The 14,961-nt window shown below is 61.6% G+C and carries 13 protein-coding genes; 3 read left to right on the top strand and 10 right to left on the bottom strand.

The window, feature by feature from the left end:
* Window positions 1–65 precede the first annotated feature (65 nt).
* The 10 genes from JAB8_RS11225 to gyrA all read right to left on the bottom strand — a co-directional run bounded on the left by JAB8_RS11225 (window position 66) and on the right by gyrA (window position 12,255).
* Window positions 66–371 carry an integration host factor subunit beta gene (locus JAB8_RS11225; RefSeq protein ID WP_008446215.1) on the bottom strand — a complete coding sequence of 102 codons (306 nt, stop codon included), beginning with the start codon at window positions 369–371 and terminating at the stop codon, window positions 66–68.
* Window positions 372–388: 17 nt separating this feature from the next.
* Entirely contained in the window at window positions 389–2,101 is a 1,713-nt protein-coding gene (rpsA, locus tag JAB8_RS11220) for a 30S ribosomal protein S1 (protein ID WP_071650172.1), read from the bottom strand.
* 119 nt (window positions 2,102–2,220) lie between these two features.
* Entirely contained in the window at window positions 2,221–2,889 is a 669-nt protein-coding gene (gene cmk, locus JAB8_RS11215; RefSeq protein ID WP_070219400.1) for a (d)CMP kinase, read from the bottom strand.
* A 111-nt stretch (window positions 2,890–3,000) separates the two neighbouring features.
* Window positions 3,001–4,356, bottom strand: coding sequence for a 3-phosphoshikimate 1-carboxyvinyltransferase (gene aroA / locus JAB8_RS11210; protein ID WP_070289560.1), 1,356 nt, complete (start codon window positions 4,354–4,356; stop codon window positions 3,001–3,003).
* Between the two features lie 18 nt (window positions 4,357–4,374).
* A complete protein-coding gene (locus JAB8_RS11205) occupies window positions 4,375–5,283 on the bottom strand; it encodes a prephenate dehydrogenase/arogenate dehydrogenase family protein (protein WP_070289559.1) in 909 nt (302 codons plus the stop codon).
* A 4-nt stretch (window positions 5,284–5,287) separates the two neighbouring features.
* On the bottom strand, window positions 5,288–6,394 hold the full coding sequence (gene hisC, locus JAB8_RS11200; protein WP_070219398.1) for a histidinol-phosphate transaminase: 1,107 nt from the start codon (window positions 6,392–6,394) through the stop codon (window positions 5,288–5,290).
* Between the two features lie 173 nt (window positions 6,395–6,567).
* On the bottom strand, window positions 6,568–7,638 hold the full coding sequence (gene pheA, locus JAB8_RS11195) for a prephenate dehydratase (RefSeq protein ID WP_070289558.1): 1,071 nt from the start codon (window positions 7,636–7,638) through the stop codon (window positions 6,568–6,570).
* 83 nt (window positions 7,639–7,721) lie between these two features.
* On the bottom strand, window positions 7,722–8,813 hold the full coding sequence (gene serC / locus JAB8_RS11190) for a 3-phosphoserine/phosphohydroxythreonine transaminase (protein ID WP_070289557.1): 1,092 nt from the start codon (window positions 8,811–8,813) through the stop codon (window positions 7,722–7,724).
* A gap of 24 nt (window positions 8,814–8,837) precedes the next feature.
* Window positions 8,838–9,422, bottom strand: a complete 585-nt coding sequence (locus JAB8_RS11185) for a DUF2059 domain-containing protein (protein WP_070219422.1) — start codon at window positions 9,420–9,422, stop codon at window positions 8,838–8,840.
* A 154-nt stretch (window positions 9,423–9,576) separates the two neighbouring features.
* The gene (gyrA, locus tag JAB8_RS11180) at window positions 9,577–12,255 is read right to left on the bottom strand and encodes a DNA gyrase subunit A (RefSeq protein ID WP_070289556.1); all 2,679 of its coding nucleotides are present in this window, start codon (window positions 12,253–12,255) and stop codon (window positions 9,577–9,579) included.
* A 656-nt stretch (window positions 12,256–12,911) separates the two neighbouring features.
* On the opposite strand from gyrA, the gene ompA reads away from it, so the two are divergent.
* From ompA to JAB8_RS11165, 3 genes are all read left to right on the top strand, one after another.
* Window positions 12,912–13,622 (top strand): outer membrane protein OmpA, encoded by a 711-nt coding sequence (gene ompA / locus JAB8_RS11175; protein ID WP_070219395.1) that lies wholly within the window; start codon window positions 12,912–12,914, stop codon window positions 13,620–13,622.
* A 125-nt stretch (window positions 13,623–13,747) separates the two neighbouring features.
* Complete coding sequence (gene ubiG / locus JAB8_RS11170; protein WP_070219394.1) at window positions 13,748–14,443, top strand: bifunctional 2-polyprenyl-6-hydroxyphenol methylase/3-demethylubiquinol 3-O-methyltransferase UbiG; 696 nt, start codon at window positions 13,748–13,750, stop codon at window positions 14,441–14,443.
* 68 nt (window positions 14,444–14,511) lie between these two features.
* On the top strand, window positions 14,512–14,961 hold a 450-nt coding region (locus JAB8_RS11165), incomplete at its 3' end, for an HAD hydrolase-like protein (RefSeq protein ID WP_175445187.1).

Here is a 14,961-nt window from a genome sequence, read left to right as displayed (position 1 = left end):
AGCATATTAACAAAAAAAAGCGGCATCCAAGGACGCCGCTCTTTATGTCGCCTTCCAGCAGACGATTAATCCTCGATGATCGGTTGCCCGACCATCGCGTCCACCCGCTCGCGCAACTGTTTGCCCGGTTTGAAGTGGGGTACCCGTTTTTCAGGAACCATCACCTTGTCGCCGGATTTCGGGTTGCGGCCGATGCGCGGGGGCCTGCTGTTCAGGGCAAAACTGCCAAAACCGCGGATCTCGATACGCTGACCGGTCGCCAGGGCGTTGGTCATCGCATCGAGAATGGTCTTGACGGCATACTCCGCATCCTTCGCCACCAGCTGAGAATAACGCTCAGCGAGGCGGTTGATCAGCTCGGACTTTGTCATCTGCCGTATCCGCAGTCTTAGTTCTTGTTATCGAACTTAGCTTTCAACAAGGCGCCCAGGCTGGTGGTGCCCGAAGCTGCGTTGTTGTCGGTAGCTGCCATCTTCTGCATGGCTTCCTGGGTTTCCACGTTGTCTTTCGCTTTGATCGACAGTTGGATACCACGGGCTTTGCGGTCGATGTTCAACACCATCGCTTCGACGGTGTCGCCGACTTTCAGGTGCGTACCAGCATCTTCAACGCGGTCGCGCGAGATTTCGGAAGCGCGCAGGTAGCCTTCAACTTCTTCGGACAGTTGGATCACGGCGCCTTTAGGCTCAACCGATTTAACGGTACCGGTGACCAGCGAGCCTTTGTCGTTCATGGCTGCGAAGTTGTTGAATGGGTCACCTTCCAGTTGCTTGACGCCCAGGGAAACGCGCTCGCGCTCAACGTCGATGGCCAGAACGATGGCTTCCAGTTCATCACCTTTCTTGAAGCGACGCACGGCTTCTTCGCCGGTTTCGGTCCAGGACAGGTCGGACAGGTGCACCAGACCGTCGATGTTGCCGGCCAGGCCGATGAACACGCCGAAGTCGGTGATCGATTTGATCGCGCCGCGGACTTTGTCACCTTTCTTATGGGTAACGCCGAAGTCGTCCCATGGATTGGCTTTGCACTGTTTCATGCCCAGCGAAATACGACGACGCTCTTCGTCGATTTCCAGAACCATCACTTCTACTTCGTCGCCCAGTTGGACAACTTTATTAGGAGCAACGTTTTTGTTCGTCCAGTCCATTTCGGAAACGTGTACCAGACCTTCGATACCCTGTTCCACTTCAACGAACGCGCCGTAGTCGGTCAGGTTCGTTACTTTACCGAACAGACGGGTGCTTTGTGGGTAACGACGGGACAGACCGGTCCAAGGATCGTCGCCCAGTTGTTTCACGCCCAGCGAAACACGGTTTTTCTCTTGATCGTATTTCAGGACTTTGGCGGTGATTTCCTGGCCAACCGTCAGTACTTCCGACGGGTGACGTACACGGCGCCATGCCAGGTCGGTGATGTGCAGCAGGCCATCGATACCGCCCAGATCCACGAACGCGCCGTAGTCGGTGATATTTTTGACGACGCCGGTCACGACCGTGCCTTCTTTCAGCGTTTCCATCAGTTTCTGACGCTCTTCGCCCATCGAAGCTTCGATGACGGCGCGGCGGGACAGAACCACGTTGTTACGCTTGCGATCGAGCTTGATCACTTTGAATTCGAGGGTTTTGCCTTCGAATGGGGTGGTGTCTTTGACAGGACGGGTATCAACCAGCGAGCCCGGCAGGAATGCGCGGATGCCGTTGGTCAACACGGTCAGACCGCCTTTGACTTTACCATTGACGGTACCGACGACGATTTCGCCCGATTCCATCGCTTTTTCCAGAGCCAGCCACGAAGCCAGACGCTTGGCTTTATCGCGCGACAGGATGGTATCGCCGAAACCGTTTTCCAGCGATTCGATCGCCACGGAAACGAAGTCACCAACTTTGACTTCCAGTTCGCCGTGGTCGTTCTTGAATTCTTCGACAGGGATGAATGCTTCGGATTTGAGGCCAGCGTTCACGATCACGAAATTGTGGTCGAGGCGCACGACTTCAGCGGAAATAACTTCGCCGGAGCGCATATCTTGACGCGACAACGATTCCTCGAAGAGCGCAGCAAAACTTTCCATACCGGTAGATTCGTTAGTTGTAACAGTAGACATAGGGTTCACACAGGTTATCCAGCAGAGATCGCACGATGCGACTTAAACTGGGTTAGGTTTTTGACACACCCGGACAGGCCAGGAGCCGTCAACGGGCACCACATAGCATAGAAATCACACTATTTTGCTGCAGCTGCATACCATTTCAACACGGTTTCAACGGCATCATCTGCCGTCATTGCCGACGTATCGAGGACATGCGCCCCTTCCGCGGGGACCAGCGGCGCAATCGCACGGTGAGTATCACGTTCGTCCCGCGCCTGCAAATCCATCAGAAGGTCTTCCATATTAGCAGAAAAACCCTTGTCTATCAATTGCTTGTAGCGCCGTTGCGCGCGCGCCTCGACGCTGGCCGTGAGGAAGACCTTCAATTGGGCATGCGGGAAGATCACCGTGCCCATGTCGCGCCCGTCGGCCACGAGGCCCGGCGTCTTGCGAAAACCCAGCTGCAAGCTGACCAGAGCATGGCGCACAGTTGGCAATACGGCAATTTTCGACGCCGTATTGCCCACCTCTTCGGCACGGATCTGCTCGGTGACATTTTCCTGCGCCAGCAGGATCTCGCCATTGGCGAAGTGGCAAGGCAAGTGCTCGGCCAGCTTGGCCAGCGCGTGCTCGTCGCGCAAGTCCGTGCCGCGGCGCAGCGCGCTCAAGGCCGTCAGGCGGTACAGCGCGCCCGAGTCCAGGTAATGAAAGCCCAGCTTGTCGGCCACGCGGTGCGCCACCGTGCCCTTGCCGGAAGCGGTGGGGCCGTCGATGGCGATGACTGGGATGGTGGATGTTGGCATTATTTTGTCACTTTAAAAAAACTAAACCCAAAAGGGCTGGGGTCAGACCCCCGCTTGCGTCAACGCCTGAACTGGCGTTGCGGGTGGAGAGGGTCTGACCCCGGATTTCGGTTAAATAAGAGTATCTTTGGCAATCCCCGCGAAGGCGGCGAAATACTCGGGGAAGGTCTTGGCCACGCATTTCGGGTCGTTGATGCGCATCTCGTTGCCGCGGCGCGCGGCGCCGTCCAGCGAAGCGAGCGAGAAGCACATGGCCATGCGGTGGTCGTCATACGTGTCGATGGTCGCTGCCTGGATTTCGGCCGGCGGGGTCACGCGCAGGTAATCGGCGCCCTCTTCCACTTCGGCGCCGAGTTTGCGCAATTCCGTCGCCATGGCGGCCAGGCGGTCCGTTTCCTTCACCCGCCAGCTGGCGATATTGCGCAAGGTCGAGGTACCGTCCGCGTACAGGGCCGCCACGGCGATCGTCATGGCCGCGTCGGGAATATGGTTAAAGTCCATGTCGACGGCTTTCAGCACGCCGTTCGAACGCGCCTCGATCCAGTTCTCGCCCATGGTGATGGTCGCGCCCATCTGCTGCAAGGCTTCGACGAAACGCACGTCGCCCTGGATGCTGTCGCGCCCCACGCCTTCCACGCGCACGGGACCGCCGCCGATGGCGCCGGCCGCCAGGAAATACGAGGCCGACGAGGCGTCGCCTTCCACGTGGATCGTGCCCGGGCTTTGATAGTGCTGGCCCGGCTGCACGGTGAACGACTGCCAGCCGTCATGCTCGACGGTCACGCCGAAGCGGCGCATCAGGTTCAGGGTGATCTCGATATACGGCTTCGAGATCAGCTCGCCCGTGACATCGATGGTGATCGCATGGTCGCGCGCCATCAGCGGCGCCACCATCAGCAGGGCCGTCAGGAACTGGCTCGACACGTTGCCGCGCACGGCGATGCGTTGCGCGTGGATGTGGCCGCGGCGGATGCGCAGCGGCGGGAAGCCCTGCTCGCCCGTGTACTCGATCTGCGTGCCGACGGCGTTCAGCGCGTCGACCAGGTCGCCGATCGGGCGCTCGTGCATGCGCGACACGCCGTGCAAGGTGTAGTCGCCGCCGATCACGGCCAGCGCCGCCGTCAGCGGGCGGATCGCCGTGCCGGCGTTCCCCATGAACAGGTCCGCCTCGTGGTGCGGGAACACGCCGCCGCAGCCTTCCACGTGGTGCACCTGGTGGGCCGTGGCCGGGTCGCCCGTCAATTCATCCTGCGTCCATTTGACGCCCAGCGACGTCAGGGCAGTCAGCATGACGAAGGTGTCGTCGGAGGCGAGCAGGTCGATGATCTTCGTCGTGCCCTTGGCCAGCGCGGCCAGCAGCAGCACGCGGTTGGAAATGCTTTTCGAGCCGGGCAAGCGCACCGTGCCTTCGGCGTGCATCACCGGCTTCAGATCGATATGGTGGGGATAGTGCTTGGTCTGGGTCATGCTGGAATCCTTGAGTATTTATCGTGGGGGCGCGGCCGGTATTTCCGCCGTTTCGATCGCCTCGATCCATTGCTGGCGCGCGTGCTGGGCGTTCGCATACACGCCCTCGATGGCGGCGCCGTCGTGCGCGGCCAGATGGGCGCGCAAGGTCGTCAACTGCGCCAGGTAGGCGTCCAGTTCATGCAGCAGCGCCGGCTGGTTGGCCAGGCTGATGTCGCGCCACATTTCCGGCGATGAGCCGGCGATGCGCGTAAAGTCGCGAAAGCCGCTGGCCGCGTATTGGAACAGCAGGCCCGCGTGCGGTTTCTTGGCGATGTCGTCGACCAGCGCAAAGGCCAGCAGATGCGGCAGGTGGCTGACGGCGGCAAACACCTTGTCATGTTCTTCGGGGCTCAAGGTGTGCAGGATGGCGCCACAGGCGCGCCACGCGGCCGCCACCCGCTCCACATCGGCGGCGCTATTTTCCGCCAGCGGCGTGAGCACCACTTTCTTGCCTTGATACAGATCGACGATGGCCGCATCGGGGCCGTTCGTCTCGCGTCCCGCGATCGGGTGGCCGGGCACGAATTGCGCCACCTTGCCCCCCAGGGCCACGCGCGCGGCCGCCACCACGTCGCTTTTCGTGCTGCCCGCGTCGGTGACGATGGTGCCGGGCTGCAGGTGCGGCGCGATGGACGCCAGGATGGCGCCCGTCTGCGCCACGGGCGCGGCGACCAGCACCAGGTCGGCGCCAAGCAAGGCAGCAGCCATGTCGCCGCCGATCTCGTCGATGATGCCCAGTTCGAGCGCGCGCGCCATCGAGGCCGGCGAGCGGCCCATGCCGACCACCGTGCCGACCGCGCCCACATGTTTCAAGGCGCGCGCGAACGAACCGCCAATCAGGCCCACGCCAAAGATGACTACCTTGTTCAGTGCAGGCGTCATCATATCGTCAGGCCAGCGCTTTCGTCAGCGCGGCGATGAGGATGGCGTTTTCCTGCGGCAGGCCGATGGAAATGCGCAGCCATTGCGGCAAGCCATAGCTGCCGACCGGACGCACGATCACGCCCTGCTTGAGCAATGCCAGGTTGACGCGCGCGCCCGCCTCGTCATCGTCGCCCACCTTCACCAGCACGAAATTGCCGTGCGACGGCACGTATTCCAGGCCCAGGGCGTCGAACGCCTCCGTGAACTGCTGGTAGCCGGCCGCGTTGTTGCGCGCGCTTTGCTCGAGGAATGCCTTGTCGTTCAGGGCGGCAATCGCGGCGGCCTGCGCCAGCGAGTTGACGTTGAACGGCTGGCGGATGCGGTTCATCAGGTCCGTCAGCACCGGCTGGGCGATGGCAAAGCCGATGCGCAGGCCGGCCAGGCCATACGCCTTCGACAAGGTGCGCGACACCACCAGGTTCGGATACTGGCGCACCCAGGCCGTCGACTCGTACTGGTCGTCGGCCGACAGGAATTCGTTGTAGGCTTCGTCGAGCACGACGACGACATGCGCCGGCACTTTCTGCAGGAAGGCTTCGAGCTGCGCGGCCGACAGGAAGGTGCCGGTCGGGTTGTTCGGGTTGGCGATGAAGACCAGACGCGTGTCGTCGGCAATCGCCGCAGCCATCGCGTCGAGGTCATGGCCGTAGGCTTGCGCCGGCACGACGATGTGGCGCGCACCCAGGCCTTGCGTGGCCAGCGCGTACACGGCAAACGAGTACTGCGAGTAGACGACGGATTGGCCATGCTGCACGAAGGCGTGCGCGGCGATTTCCAGGATGTCATTGCTGCCGTTGCCCAGGGTGATCCAGTCGGCAGGCACGTCGTAGCGCTTGGACAGCACGGCTTTCAAGTCGAAGCCGTTGGCGTCCGGGTAGCGGCCCAGGTCATCGATGGCGGCGATCATCGCCTGCTTCGCCGATTCCGGCATGCCGTACGGGTTTTCATTCGACGCCAGCTTGACGATGGCTGCCTCGTCGAGGCCGAATTCGCGCGCAACTTCCGCGATCGGTTTGCCGCTCTGATAAGGGGCGATGGCGCGGACGTATTCTGGACCGATATTTTTAGACATGGTGTTCTTTAAAAGTTGGTGAATGATTAGGCTGGTGGCTGTTGTTGGGTTACGCTGCGCTAACCCAAGCTACGGCTTACCGTGGTTGTTTGTTGGGTTACGCTGCGCTAACCCAACCTACAGCTTACCGTAGGTCGGATTAGCGCAGCGTAATCCGACACCAGTCAACGAAGTCACAAACTGACCGGATACGACCCCAGCACCTTGAAAAACGCCGCATTGCTCTGCAGCTCGGCCAGCGCCTGGGCGACGGCCGCATCGTGCACGTGGCCCTCCACGTCGACATAGAAATAATACTCCCAGCTGCCCATGCGCGCCGGGCGCGACTCGAAGCGCGTCATCGACACGCCGTGCCTGGCCAGGGGCGCCAGCAGCTGGTACACGGCGCCCGCCTTGTTCGGCACGGCCAGCACCAGCGAGGTCTGGTCCTTGCCCGACGGCGCCGTCTGCAAGGTGCCCACGACGGCAAAGCGCGTGCGGTTATGCGGGTCGTCCTGGATATGGCCCTTGACCACGCCCAGCTTGTACTGCGCGCCGGCCAGTTCGCTGGCAATCGCCGCCACCGTGCCGTCTTCGCCGGCCATGCGGGCCGCCTCGGCATTCGAGGCCACGGCGCGGCGCTCGATATGCGGGTAGTTCTGGTTCAGCCAGACCTGGCACTGCGCCAGCGCCTGCGAATGGGCGCAGATCGACGTGACGCCATCCATGTTGCCGCTCTTCGTCATCAGGCTGTGGTGCACCGCGATCGCCACCTCGCCGCTGATGATGAGGCTAGTCTGCAGCATCATGTCGAGCGTGCGGTTGACGGCGCCTTCCGAGGAATTTTCGATCGGCACGACGCCAAAGTCCGCCGTTCCCGCCTCGGCGGAACGGAATACTTCATCGATGGACGCGCACGGCAAGCCTTCGACGGCGCTGCCGAACTGCTGATACACGGCCTGCTCGCTGAAGGTGCCGGCCGGGCCAAGGTAGGCCACGGTCACGCGCTTTTCCAGCGAGCGGCAGGACGACATGATTTCGCGGAAGATGGTCTGCACTTCGCGGTTGCCCATGGGGCCGGGATTACGCTCGGCCACGCCGCGCAGCACCTGCGCTTCGCGCTCGGGACGGAATACGGGCGCCTGCGTCTCGGCCTTCACGTGGCCCACCTGCTGGGCGATTTGCGCGCGGCGGTTCAGCAGTTCGAGGATTTGCGCGTCGATCGCATCGATCTGTTCGCGCAGCGGTTTCAATTTATCGGTCATGGATGGTTTGTTTCGTCAGCTGTACTTCAATCATGGCCGCGCGGCCTGCGCCGGCGGCGGGCCGGCGCGGTCGGTTAAGCGACTCAGCGTCCGGCAAACTCGTTCAAATAGGTGACCAGGGCTTGCACGCCCTCGATCGGCATCGCGTTATAGATCGATGCACGCATGCCGCCGACGGACTTGTGGCCCTTCAGTTGCAGCAGGCCGCGCTGCTTGGCGCCGGCCAGGAATGCGTCGTTCAGACTTTCATCGCGCAGATAGAACGGGATGGTCATGCGCGAACGGTATGCAGGGTCGACCCGGTTCTGGTAGAAGTCGTCCGCATCGAGCGCCGCGTACAGCAGCGCCGCTTTCTCAATATTACGCTGTTCCATGGCTGCAACGCCACCCTGGCGTTTGAGCCACTGGAAAACCAGGCCGGCGATATAGATGCCGTAGGTGGGCGGCGTGTTGTACATCGACTCATGTTCGGCCACGATGGTCCAGTCGAACGCCGACGGGCAGATCGGCAGCGCCTTGCCCAGCAAGTCTTCGCGCACGATGACCAGGGTCAGGCCGGCCGGGCCGATATTTTTCTGCGCGCCGCCGAAGATCACGCCGTATTGCGACACGTCGATCACGCGCGACAAAATGTGCGAGGACATGTCGGCCACGATGGTGGTGCCTGGCGGCACGCTTGGCGCCTGCTGGAACTCCACGCCGTCGATGGTTTCATTGGTGCAGATGTGCAGGTAGGCGGCGCCTGGCGTCAGCTTCCATTCGGCGACGGGCGGCACGCCAGTGAAACGGGCAGCCTTCGAGGACGCGGCCACGTTCACATTGGCATACTTGGCCGCTTCCTGGATCGACTTGCCCGACCACGAGCCCGTGTGCACGAAGTCGACGGTGGCCGGCTGCTGCGCGGCCAGGCCCACGAGGTTCATCGGGATGATGGCGTTCTCGCCCAGGCCGCCGCCCTGCAGGAACAGGATTTTGTAGTTCTCGGGCACGGCCAGCAGCTCGCGCAGGTCGGCCACGGCCTGCTTGTAAATGGAGATGAATTCGGGACCACGGTGGCTCATTTCCATCACCGACATGCCGCTGCCGTGCCAGTCCTGCATCTCGGCGGCCGCTTGCGCCAGCACTTCCTTGGGCAGAACGGCGGGGCCGGCGGAGAAGTTGTAGATATGGGTCACGATACGGTCCTTAGTGAAATGAAATTATTGGGGCGATTGCGTGGCCGCCCGCATGACCTGATCAAGCACGGCGTTCACGCGGGGGATCAGCACGCGCTGGCTGATGGCCATCGATTCGGCCGACAGCTGCGGCATGGTGGCCAGCATCTTGCGGCCCAGCGGCGTCTTGTAGAAGGCCGTCAGCTGCTCGACTTCCGGCACCGTGTAAAAACGCGCATACAGGGGCACCATTTCGTCGCCCAGCTCGTCGATCAGGGTCGGGTCGGCCAGTACCTGCGTCAGGGTGGCGATGGCCAGGGGGATTTCTTCCTCGGCGCTGGCCAGCGCGCGCGCCTTGCGCTGCTCGTCCAGTTTCGGGTTGCTGTTGATTTGCTGCTGCGCCGACTGGCGGATCATGGCGGGCACAGATTGCAGCATCTGGTCGAAGATGCTGCGCGTCAGTTGCGGGAACTGCATCGCGTCGAGCATGCGCCGCACGGCCACTTTCATGGCGGGGCTGGGCGCCGCCTGGCGCGCGGGTGTGGCTTGCGTGCTCTGGGCCAGGGCCGGCAGGGTCGCAAGGAAGGCCAGCGAAAACGCGGCGAAGAAGGTGGCGACGATTTTTCTCATGACATGCGGGATGTTGAATGACTGGTAAAAGGGCACTGCCGGATGCATGTCGGCTTACGCCCGACGGGCTAAGCCGACCTACGAAATTCTGCTGGCAGCACCACGAAAAGACGCGCCAATAGCAATTGGGGCTCCCGAAAGAGCCCCAATCATCTTACTCCGGCTGGGCCGGGTCGACAGGATCGGCTGGTTCGGCCGCTGCCGGTGCGGCATCCGTGCCCGCCTCCGTCGTCAGCTCGACGTCGTCGATATCCGTTTCCACCACGCGCTGCAGGCCGGACAGCTTGGTGCCGTCTTCCACGGCGATCAGGGTCACGCCCTGCGTCGCGCGGCCCATCTCGCGGATTTCCGACACGCGGGTGCGGATCAGGACGCCGCCGGTGGTGATCAGCATGATTTCATCGCTGGCATCGACCAGGGTCGCGGCAACCACTTTACCGTTGCGCTCGCTGGTCTGGATGGCGATCATGCCTTTGGTGCCACGGCCATGGCGCGTGTATTCGGTGATCGGCGTACGCTTGCCGTAACCGTTTTCCGTGGCCGTCAGCACCGACTGCTGCTCGTTCTCGGCCACCAGCAGGGCGATCACGTGCTGGCCTTCTTCCAGGTTCATGCCGCGCACGCCGCGCGCCGTGCGGCCCATCGGACGCACATCGTTTTCGTCGAAGCGCACTGCCTTGCCCGAATCGGAGAACAGCATCACGTCGTGCTGGCCGTCCGTCAGCGCCGCGCCGATCAGGAAGTCGCCGTCGTCCAGGTCGACCGCGATGATGCCGGCCTTGCGTGGATTGCTGAAGTCCTTCAGCGGCGTCTTCTTGACGGTGCCCAGACTGGTCGACATGAACACGTAATGGTCTTCCGGGAACGTGCGGTTCTCGCCCGACAGCGGCAGGATCACGGTGATCTTTTCGTTGTCCTGCAGCGGGAACATGTTGACGATCGGCTTGCCGCGCGAGTTGCGCGAGCCTTGCGGCACTTCCCACACCTTCAGCCAGTACATGCGGCCGCGATCCGAGAAGCACAGGATGTAGTCGTGCGTGTTGGCGATGAACAGCTGGTCGATCCAGTCTTCCTCTTTCGTCGCCATGGCCTGCTTGCCGCGGCCGCCGCGCTTCTGCGCGCGGTATTCGGTGATCGGCTGGGCCTTCATGTAGCCGGTGTGCGACAGGGTCACGACCATGTCCTGCGGCGTGATCAGGTCTTCCGTTTCCAGGTCGGTCGCGTTCAGCTCGATCTGCGAGCGGCGCACGTCCTTGTTGCCGGCGCCGTATTCGTTCTTCGCCAGGGTCATTTCATCGGTAATGATGACGGTGACGCGTTCCGGCTTGGCCAGGATGTCGAGCAAGTCGGCGATATGTTCCATCACGTCCTTGTACTCGTTGACGATCTTGTCCTGCTCCAGGCCGGTCAGGCGCTGCAGGCGCATCTGCAGAATTTCCTGCGCCTGGTCGTCCGACAGCTTGTACAGGCCATCCGTCTGCATGCCGTAGTGCTTCGGCAGGTTTTCCGGACGGTAGGCATCGACGCCGCCCGGCGTCGTGCCGTCGCCCGTACGGGCCAGCATTTCGCGCACGACGGACGAATCCCAGGCCTTGGCCATCAGCTCGACCTTCGCGATCGGCGGCGTCGGCGCGGCCTTGATGATGGCGATGAAGTCATCGATGTTGGCCAGCGCGACCGCCAGGCCTTCGAGCACGTGACCGCGTTCGCGCGCCTTGCGCAGTTCGAACACGGTGCGGCGCGTGACCACTTCGCGGCGGTGCGACAGGAAGCATTGCAGCATCTGCTTGAGGTTCAGCAGCTTCGGCTGACCATCGACCAGGGCCACCATGTTCATGCCGAAGGTGTCTTGCAACTGGGTCTGCTTGTACAGGTTGTTCAGCACCACTTCCGGCACTTCGCCCCGCTTCAGCTCGATCACCACGCGCATGCCCGACTTGTCGGATTCGTCGCGGATGTCGGAAATGCCATCGAGCTTCTTGTCGCGCACGTTTTCAGCGATGCGTTCCAGCAAGGATTTCTTGTTGACCTGGAAGGGCAGCTCGTCGACGATGATGGCGATGCGGCCGCCATCCTTGCCGTATTCCTCGAAGTGGGTCTTGGCGCGCATGACAACGCGGCCGCGGCCCGTGCGATAGCCGTCGCGCACGCCGGACACGCCATAGATGATGCCGGCCGTCGGGAAGTCCGGCGCCGGGATCAGCTCGATCAATTCATCGATCGTGCAATCGGGGTTGCGCAGCACGTGCAGCGCGCCGTCGATGACTTCGGTGATGTTGTGTGGCGGAATGTTCGTCGCCATGCCGACGGCAATACCGGACGAGCCATTGATCAGCAGGTTCGGGATACGCGTCGGCAAGACCGTCGGTTCCTTTTCCTTGCCGTCGTAGTTGGGCTGGAAGTCGACGGTGTCCTTGTCGATATCAGCCAGCAGCTCGCCGGCGATCTTGTCGAGGCGGCACTCGGTGTAACGCATCGCCGCGGCGCCGTCGCCGTCGACGGAACCGAAGTTGCCCTGGCCATCGACGAGCATGTAGCGCAGCGAGAAATCCTGCGCCATGCGTACCAGTGTGTCGTAGATCGAGGCATCGCCGTGGGGATGGTATTTACCCATGGTTTCGCCGACCACGCGGGCGCACTTGACGTAAGGGCGGTTCCACACGTTATTCATTTCATGCATCGCGAACAAGACGCGGCGGTGCACTGGCTTCAAGCCATCGCGCGCATCGGGCAAGGCGCGACCGACGATCACGCTCATGGCGTAATCGAGGTAGCTCTTGCGCATCTCTTCTTCGAGGGAAATAGGAATTGTTTCTTTTGCGAATTGATCCATTGGCGGTTCGACTGATCTCAGGCTGTGGTTAACTTATCTGTTACGCAATGTATGACGCAATACTGCATATCCTGGGTGGCTGTCGTCGTGGACGCCGCGCCGCGCGCTGCTGGCGTGGCCCGGCTTCCATGTCGCAGAGTGCCAAAACAAATCGGCGGGCTGGCGGCAAGGCCAGTACGGGTACCGCAAGGGTACGTGCTGGCCATGCAGTGCCGCCGTGGGCATTTGCCCGGCACTCTTAACAGTCAAGCGCACGATTTTAGCATGCGCGCCCAGCTACCTGTACAAATTGGCCAGACCAGCAACATTGGCAGTTTGCACCGGGGTCGTGCATGTTGCTCTGCCGATAATGCACAACGGCAATGTCAGTTCAAGACACCTGCCCTTAAAAGTGGCAAGAAAAGCGATCAATTGTTACAGATGCGTTACAAATGGGCATTTTCGTTGCGCAAAAACAACGCACGGTCTAAAATCGGGCAAGCTTTGATTTAACCACGGTCGTGCGCCCCTGATGCGTGTGGCAAAATGACTGGGAAGTTAATTGCTAGTTTCGCAATCTGAAACGAGCGCATATGGTCTACATGATAAAATCTTGGCACGTAGCACCAGTAGCGCAGTGTTGTTCTGCGGATATCACCCCCCGAAAGGAAAAAAGAATGAATAAATTTGTAACGCTGTTTTTCGCTGCATCCGCAGTGATTGCTGGCTCGGCTTCGGCCCAAACCCCAACCTCCCCACCATTCGCGCCAGTTACCACTGACATCCAAGCACCAAGCCCGAAAAGCGCTTACGTGCAAGATGCCCGCGGCGTGATCGTGCGTGACCCATTCGGCCTGTGCTGGCGCACCGGCTACTGGACACCTGCTGACGCAGTGCCAGGTTGCGACGTACCACTGTGCGTAGAGCCAGAAACCCTGCAAGACGGCAAATGCGTAGCACCTCCAGCGCCAGTCGTACCTGCACCAGCACCAGCACCAGTCGTGCCAGTGCCAGTCGTCGTTGCTCCTACCTCGGAAAAAGTCAGCTTCGCCGCTGATGCATTCTTCGATTTCGACAAAGCTACGCTGAAGCCAGAAGGCAAAGCCAAGCTGGACGAGCTGACCGCACAACTGGGCGGCATCAACCTGGAAGTCATCATCGCTGTGGGTCACACCGACTCCGTCGGCACCGATGCTTACAACCAAAAACTGTCGGTACGTCGTGCTGATGCTGTCAAAGCCTACCTGGTTACCAAAGGCGTTGAAAGCAACCGCGTGTACACCGAAGGCAAAGGCGAAAAACAACCTGTTGCTGATAACAAAACTGCCGAAGGCCGTGCGAAAAACCGTCGCGTGGAAATCGAAGTTGTTGGTACCCGCAACAAGTAATAGCTGCCCCCTCGACTCGGCGCAAATCATCGCGCAAGTCAAGAACAGCTGAAAAACCCCGCCACGGCGGGGTTTTTTTTCGTCCGTGGCTGCCCAATTGTAAAATTGCCGCTATTATTCGACCTATGAACGCCGACCCTCTCGAAATCCAAAAATTCAGTGAGCTGGCCCACCGCTGGTGGGACCCCACTTCCGAGTTTCGTCCCCTGCACGAAATTAATCCCCTGCGCCTGGAATGGATCAACGCGAAAGTGCCGCTGGCCGGCAAACGCGTGATCGACATCGGCTGCGGCGGCGGCATCCTGGCCGAATCGATGGCCCGCAAGGGCGCCGACGTGACGGGCATCGACCTGTCCGACAAGGCATTGAAAGTGGCCGACCTGCACAGCCTGGAATCCGGTGCCAAGGTACGCTACAAGCTGATCGCCGCCGAAGCCATGGCCGCGGAAGAGCCGGGCCAGTACGACGTCGTGACGTGCATGGAAATGCTCGAGCACGTGCCGGACCCCGCCGCCATCGTCAAGGCTTGCGCCACCCTGGTGAAACCGGGCGGCCACGTTTTCCTGTCGACCCTGAACCGCAACCCGAAAGCGTATCTGTTCGCCATCCTGGGTGCCGAATACCTGCTGCGTCTGCTGCCGAAGGGCACGCACGACTATGACAAATTCATCACCCCGGCCGAACTGTCGCAATACCTGCGCAGTGCCGGCCTGGACGTCAACAGCATGCGCGGCATGGGCTACAATCCGCTGACCAAGATTTACTCACTTAATAGCGATACCAGCGTCAATTATCTGGTGGCCTGCACCCGGCCGCTGTAACCATCACGCACAATACAAGGCGGCTGCGGCCGCCATTTTTCATTCCTACTTGACACACTTTGCCCGCCATGATCACTGACCATCTGCCAGCCCCGCGCGCCATCCTGTTCGACCTCGACGGCACCCTGGCCGACACCGCGCCCGACCTGGCGGCGGCCATCAACCTGCTGCGCGCGCGCGCCGGCCTGGCGCCGACTCCGTATGACATCCTGCGCCCCACGGCCTCGGCCGGCGCGCGCGGCATGATAGGCGCATCGTATGGCGTCCAACCGGGCGAAAGCGGCTACGAAGCGCTGAAAGACGGCTTCCTGAACAATTACGAAGCGGCCCTGGCCGTGGAAAGCCGTTTATTCGACGGCATCCCCGCCATGCTGGAAGGCTTGAGCGCCCTGGGCCTGGCCTGGGGCGTGGTCACCAACAAGGCCGCCCGCTTCACCGACCCGCTGGTGGGCCAGATCGGCCTGGGCGGCGCCGGCTGCGTGATCTCGGGCGACACGATGCCCCACCCGAAACCCCAC

Origin of the sequence: Janthinobacterium sp. HH106 (assembly GCF_001758725.1) — a bacterium.
Lineage (GTDB): Bacteria > Pseudomonadota > Gammaproteobacteria > Burkholderiales > Burkholderiaceae_D > Janthinobacterium.
This window is presented reverse-complemented; position numbering and strand designations above follow the sequence as displayed.